The 6,285-nt window shown below is 44.8% G+C and carries 4 protein-coding genes; 2 read left to right on the plus strand and 2 right to left on the minus strand.

What is annotated here, in order from left to right; all coding sequences use genetic code 11:
• Positions 1-73: 73 nt before the first annotated feature.
• Both QOS06_RS10230 and QOS06_RS10235 read right to left on the minus strand, forming a co-directional pair.
• The gene (locus tag QOS06_RS10230) at positions 74-466 is read right to left on the minus strand and encodes a TOTE conflict system archaeo-eukaryotic primase domain-containing protein (protein WP_056994870.1); all 393 of its coding nucleotides are present in this window, start codon (positions 464-466) and stop codon (positions 74-76) included.
• Positions 467-497: 31 nt separating this feature from the next.
• Positions 498-1,328 carry an AraC family transcriptional regulator gene (locus QOS06_RS10235; RefSeq protein ID WP_152701654.1) on the minus strand — a complete coding sequence of 277 codons (831 nt, stop codon included), beginning with the start codon at positions 1,326-1,328 and terminating at the stop codon, positions 498-500.
• A gap of 210 nt (positions 1,329-1,538) precedes the next feature.
• Here QOS06_RS10235 and QOS06_RS10240 point away from each other — a divergent pair, with 210 nt between their 5' ends.
• Together QOS06_RS10240 and QOS06_RS10245 are read left to right on the plus strand one after the other, a co-directional pair.
• Positions 1,539-3,455, plus strand: a complete 1,917-nt coding sequence (locus tag QOS06_RS10240) for a sugar MFS transporter (RefSeq protein ID WP_056994872.1) — start codon at positions 1,539-1,541, stop codon at positions 3,453-3,455.
• Between the two features lie 11 nt (positions 3,456-3,466).
• Positions 3,467-5,662: an alpha-galactosidase gene (locus tag QOS06_RS10245; protein ID WP_056994873.1), complete on the plus strand. Its 2,196-nt coding sequence runs from the start codon at positions 3,467-3,469 to the stop codon at positions 5,660-5,662.
• The last annotated feature ends 623 nt before the right edge of the window (positions 5,663-6,285 follow it).

The following is a 6,285-nucleotide window of genomic DNA, read 5'->3' on the forward strand; positions in this document are numbered from 1 at the left end:
AAGCACAGATCGAGGCACTTGTCATGACGAATAATCTAGCAAAATTTGGAATGTTACAAACTAGCAATTGACGTTAACCATCATCCTTAGTAATTTGGTCGAAAATCGTAGTGGTGGTGTAAGGAAGATACTCTTTGGTTAATTTGTTTTGGGCAGCTTTATTATTTCGAAGATTATAGAAGTCCCACCAATTTTTGAGAGCTGGACTATAGCCCTTGCCGTTTGACCATTTTTGGGCATAGACATCAAGACGACCGCTAAAGTAGCGGAGATAAAGGGCGAGCTTTTCCTCTGTTGAACGAGGCTTTTTAAGTAGCTCAGCTAATTCTTCCCGAGAAATAATATAGTTTTGATTATTGGCAGTCTTGATTAAAAAATCTGTTTGATCTGAATGATAGTGATGAAACTCTTTCAGTACGATGATCTGTTCACCGTTATTGAGGCGATATCCTTGATTGAATTCCATAATCCATCCCTCCGTTTTATTTCCCAGGAAATTAAAGCCGATTCTGCTGACGATAGGCATTAGGACTGGCTCCAGCATACCTTTTAAAGGCTTTTGAAAAGGTATAAGTATCGCTATATCCAACCCCGCTGGCGATTTCTTTAATGGGGAGGGCGGTAGTAATTAGTTGTTGTTTAGCGTCTTCCATCCGTTGGCGAGTTAGAAATTGCTGTGGGGAAGAGTTGGCATAGCGTTTAAAAAGATCGTAGACGTAACTTCGTGAAAGGGCAAGGTGGTGGGCCAAATCGGTAACGGTACAACCAGCTTGGTAGTTGGCTTTTAAATAATTGACGGCCGCTTGGAATTGAAGTTCCGTTTGATTATGGCTAGGGGATTTACTACCGGGAAATTCATTAAGGAGGTTAAAGAACATTTCAAAAGTAAGAGCCTTAATGTGTAAATCATTGGCTAACCCATATTCGTTGTGGAGGGCTTGGTAAAGTTGGGTGAGGGTGTTAGCAAACCGAGACCCTTGAACGTCTTTTAGAAAATAACGCTGCGCCAACTTCGTTTTTTCAAGGATTGTATCGATATTTAGTCCATTAAAGCCAATCCAGAAATAGGTCCACGGTTCACTTTGGTCAGCTTGATAGAAGGCCGGTTTACCCTTCGGTAATAAGAAAATATCACCCGCGTGGAGGGTCGTAAGGTGCTGGTTGGCAACCGCAAATTCTCCTTGACCTTGCAAAATAAAGTGGAGTACATAATTACTGCGGATATTATTACCACGAAAAACGTGCCCGGGACGACAACGCTCTAAACCATAAAATAAAATGTCTGCTTCAATACTATCAGTTGCCAGCGTGCGGTACTCACCATTCATCTTTTTGCCACCTTTTGATGTCATTATGTAAATTCAATAAAAATTTATTCCTGTTGTTAAGCTGATTATAGAAAATAGATGTTAATTTGTCTAGTGAACAAATTGGCATCAATTCACGGGCTATTGCCATTCTTATTTCCGGATAAACTCGATATATTGTTTTTGTAAGCGAATACATAACTTACGAAGATATGAAAGGCGGAATTAACAATGGCAAAAAAGAAAGGTGTCATGACCGTAAAAGAACAATTAGCCTATAGTTTTGGGGCTTATGGGAATGACTCATTTTACTCTTTGTTATCTGGTTATCTAATTGTCTTTATTACTTCTCACTTATTTGATTCGGGAAATAAGGCCTTAGATGCCAAAATGATCGGGTTAGTTACAGCAATTATTATGATCTTACGGATCGCTGAATTATTCATTGACCCCTTCATTGGTAACTGGATTGACCGGACTAAGACGCGGTGGGGCCACTCCCGGCCATGGATTGTAGCTGGTGGGACGGTTTCAACGCTACTATTAGCAGCCCTCTTTACGCCCCTCGGCAATTTGTACCAATCCAATGCGATGGCCTACCTCGTGGTCTTTGCGATTATGTACATCACGATGGATATTTTCTACTCCTTTAAGGACGTTGGTTTTTGGTCGTTACTTTCTTCGTTGACGACGAACTCCGAAGAACGGGAAAAAACGGCGACCTTTGCCCGGATCGGTTCAGCCATCGGGGGTTCCTTAGTTGGGGTGGTAGTTATGCCAGCCGTAATTTTCTTCTCTGCTACCAAGACTTCAACTGGTGATACCCGGGGTTGGATGATCTTTGCGGCCATTATCTGTTTCTTATCCCTCCTATCGGCTTGGGGTGTGGGAATTTTTAACCGCGAAGTAGATTCTGATATTCGGCATAACGAAAAAGATACCGTTGGGGTGATTGGCGTTTTCAAAGCCGTGGCGAAAAATGACCAATTACTTTGGGTAGCTTTAGCCTACTTAGCTTACGGGATTGGTAATAACATCACCAACTCCTTGATTATTTACTTCTTCACTTACATCGTTGGGAAAGCGACGGCCTTCTCAGTGCTTTCAACGATTAACATTTTCGCAGGGATGGCAGCCACGGCGCTTTTCCCAATTCTTTCCAAGAAATTCAGTCGTCATCAAATGTTTGCAGGTTGTTTGTTAGTGATGGTCCTTGGTTTAGGGCTCTTTGCCTTTGCCGGCCAAAGCGTGGCCCTTTCTCTAGCTGCCGGGATTATCTATGCCTTCCCTCAACAAATGGTCTTCTTGATTGTCTTAATGATTATCACTGACTCAGTTGAATATGGGCAATGGAAGTTAGGCCACCGGGATGAATCCTTGTCCTTATCCATCCGGCCGTTGATTGATAAGTTCGGGGGTGCTGTCTCTAACGGGGTCGTTGGTCAAATTGCGATCATTGCTGGGATGACGACCGGAGCGACAGCCGCTTCAATTACGGCTACCCAACGGATGAACTTTAAACTTTTGATGTTGGCAGTGCCAGCGGCTTTGATGATCATTGCCATCATTATCTTCTTACGAAAGATTACCTTAACCGAAGAAAAGCACGCCCAAATCGTCGACGAACTCGAACGGACTTGGGGTGAAAACTTCAAGGATGAAGACGATGCAGCTGATAGTCAAACGGAAGCAACTACCATTACCGCACCAGTTTCTGGGAAGCTCGTGGCCCTAGCCAATGTAAATGATGAACATTATGCCAAGGGCGAACTTGGACAAGGTTTTGCAATTAAGCCAAGTGATGGAAAGGTTCTCGCTCCCTTTGACGGGACGGTTCGGTTAACCTTTGACGATACCCGCCACGCAGTTGGTTTGGTTGCGGAAAACGGCATGGCTGTTTTGATTCACGTGGGCTTAGGAACCGTCAAACTGAAAGGGACCGGCTTTGTATCTTACGTCAACCGGGGGCAAGCTGTTAAGCGCGGCGATGAAATTCTCGAGTTCTGGCAACCAACCATTCAAAAAGCGGGGTTGGATGATACGGTGATGGTAACGGTCACTAACTCTGATAAGTTTAAGGAATTTAAGTTCATTAAAACTAGTGGAGAAGTCGTTGATGCTGGTGATGAAGTTCTAACCGTTAAATAGGAGATGATGTGATGGAAACATTAATTACCTTTGATGAGAAACAAAAAGTCTTTCACTTAAGCAACGGTCAAATTTCCTATCTTTTCAGTGTGGAAGCTGGGGCTACCCTTAGTCACCTTTACTTTGGTCAAGCTGTCAAAGCCTACCATGGTCAATTACGGTATCCGCGGTTAGACCGGGGCTTCTCTGGTAACCTTCCTGGCTCAAAGGACCGGACCTTTTCCCGGGACAGCGTTCCAGAAGAATACAGCAGTGCCGGGGAAATGAACTTCCGGACACTAGCAAGCGTCGTTCGCCAGGCTGATGGCGCCAACGCTTTGATGCTTAAGTATGTTGGTTACGAAATTACCCCGGGAAAACCAAAGTTGACAGGGTTACCAGCCGCGTATGTTGAAAATGACGATGAGGCCCAAACGTTAACAGTTACTTTGCAAGACGAAAAGAGCCAGGTTGAATTTAAGCTTGCCTACACGATTTACCGCGACTATCCAATCATTACCCGGTCGGTCCAAGTAGTTAATCACGGGGAAGCAAAGGTAAAGCTTGAAAAAGTGGCTTCAATGCAACTAGACTTTGTGGGGCGGGATTTGGATGTGATTTCCCTACCGGGAGCCCACGTACGGGAACGCCAAATTACCCGGACCCGGGTAACGCCGGGAATCCACCAATACAGTAGTATTCGGGGCTCTTCTAGTCACCAAATGAATCCGTTTGTGGCCTTAGTTGATCCGGCGACGACGGAGTTTAGTGGGGAGGCCTATGGCTTTGCCCTTGTTTACTCTGGTAACCACGCCTTTGAAGTTGAAAAAGACCAATTTGGCCAAACGCGCTTAACTGCTGGAATTAATGACTTTAACTTTAATTGGGAACTTCAACCCGGCGCTAGTTTTCAAGCTCCAGAAGTGCTGCTGACATACTCTAGCCACGGCCTAAACGGGATGAGCCAGGGCTTCCACCACTTAATCCAAGAACGGGTTGTCCGGTCTAAATTCAAGCACGCCCAACGCCCAATTGTAGTGAACAACTGGGAAGCAACCTACTTTGATTTTGATGAGGCGAAGCTCCAGACCATTGTTGATGAAGCTCAGAATCTCGGGATTGAAATGTTTGTCCTGGATGATGGTTGGTTTGGTCACCGGAGTAACGATGATTCTTCCCTTGGTGACTGGCAAGTCTTCGCCAAGAAGTTTCCGCATGGTTTAAAACACTTTGCCGACTACGTTCATGGGAAAGGTCTAAAGTTTGGGCTTTGGTTTGAACCTGAAATGATTTCCTATGATTCTGACTTGTACCGGAATCACCCTGATTATCTGATGCAAGTACCAGGCCGGGAACCGTCCCCAGCTCGGGACCAATACATTCTAGACTTGAGTCGTCAAGAAGTTGTTGATAATATCTTTGAGCAAGTTAAGGCGATCTTAACTGCCAATGATGTTGACTACGTGAAGTGGGACATGAACCGGCACCTTTCCGATATTTACTCAGTGGGCTTACCACCAGAACGGCAAGGAGAAGTTTATCACCGTTACATGTTAGGGGTTTACCAGTTAATGGACCGCTTGACCAGTGCCTTTCCAGATGTGCTCTTTGAAGGTTGCTCTGGTGGGGGTGGTCGCTTTGACGCTGGCCTGGCTTATTACATGCCACAAAGTTGGACAAGTGATAACACCGATGCGGTAGCCCGGTTGGGGATCCAAGCAGGGACTAGCCTGGTTTACCCACCGTCCTTAATGACCGCTCACGTTTCGGCAGTGCCAAATGGTCAGACTGGCCGGACGACTTCCTTTGCAACCCGGGGGGCCGTGGCCATGAGTGCCGTCTTTGGCTATGAACTTGATTTAACCAAGTTAACGACGGAAGAAAAACAGGCGGTCAAAGAGCAAATTGGTAAATATCAAGAAGTTCGCGACCTCGTAGTAAATGGTGATTTCTTCCGTTTGAAGGATCCGGGAGCTGGAAATGAAGTGGCGTGGATGTTTGTCGCTAAGGATCAAAGTGAAGCCCTCGTGATGGACTGTCAGTTATTAGCCGAAGCGCAACCGTTCTTTACTAAGACTAAGCTAGTCGGCTTAGATCCAAACCGGAAATACCAAAACGTTGCGACGAAAGAGATCTTTGGTGGCGATGAACTTATGCACCTCGGTTATTACAATCCGGTGGTTAAAGAGGACTTCGTAGCCCGTTTAACCCACTTTAAAGCCTTATAACAGCATGTACTAAATCAAATTTGCAAATACTAAAATCAATTCTTACCGAAAAAAGGGACCAAGCAGGCGCATGCTTGGTCCCTTTTGGGGTATTTAATGATGATTTTCCGGGAAATTATTTCCGGGCGTGGAGACGAACCGTTAACAAATGTAAAATCGTGGCCAATAAGGCAAAGAAGATGATCACAAAGGAAAAGTAGGTCTACCAAAAACCAGTAATAGGAACTAAGTGGCTTAAACCAACCTGGATGCCCATGGTAATTAAGGTCATAATTGCAACAATCGCAAAAAGTTCAAAGTACCGTTTCACGGTTTGATCATCCTTTCTTTGGCTTTGATTAATCTTTTCACTGAGCTTTTTTAAACGGGTAATTTTCTTTTCAGGCAGGCCTTGAGCTTCGTGATCCCAGGTGCCAGCTTGAACGGCTTCACCAAGTTTGATTAGGCCAGCAGTACTGAGAACCCGATCGACAGTTTGGAAGGTTGGATCGGTAGCTGGACTGAAGAAGTTGGCCCACGCCTGCTTATAACAAGAAGTTAAGGTAAACGCGATTTGCTAGTTCGTAACATTTAACAAAAAAAGCCTAACAAGGTTAGACTCAAAGTAGACTAAAAAAGGAGTC

The sequence above is a fragment of the Limosilactobacillus sp. DJ3M12 genome (assembly GCF_947381695.1).
GTDB classification, from domain to species: domain Bacteria; phylum Bacillota; class Bacilli; order Lactobacillales; family Lactobacillaceae; genus Limosilactobacillus; species Limosilactobacillus kinnaridis.

What these genes read in the sequence shown, in the direction of transcription:
- QOS06_RS10230 (WP_056994870.1), bottom strand. Translation starts at nt 466, where the DNA reads ATGGAATTCAATCAAGGATATCGCCTCAATAACGGTGAACAGATCATC.
- QOS06_RS10235 (WP_152701654.1), bottom strand. Translation starts at nt 1,328, where the DNA reads ATGAATGGTGAGTACCGCACGCTGGCAACTGATAGTATTGAAGCAGAC.
- QOS06_RS10240 (WP_056994872.1), top strand. Translation starts at nt 1,539, where the DNA reads ATGGCAAAAAAGAAAGGTGTCATGACCGTAAAAGAACAATTAGCCTAT.
- QOS06_RS10245 (WP_056994873.1), top strand. Translation starts at nt 3,467, where the DNA reads ATGGAAACATTAATTACCTTTGATGAGAAACAAAAAGTCTTTCACTTA.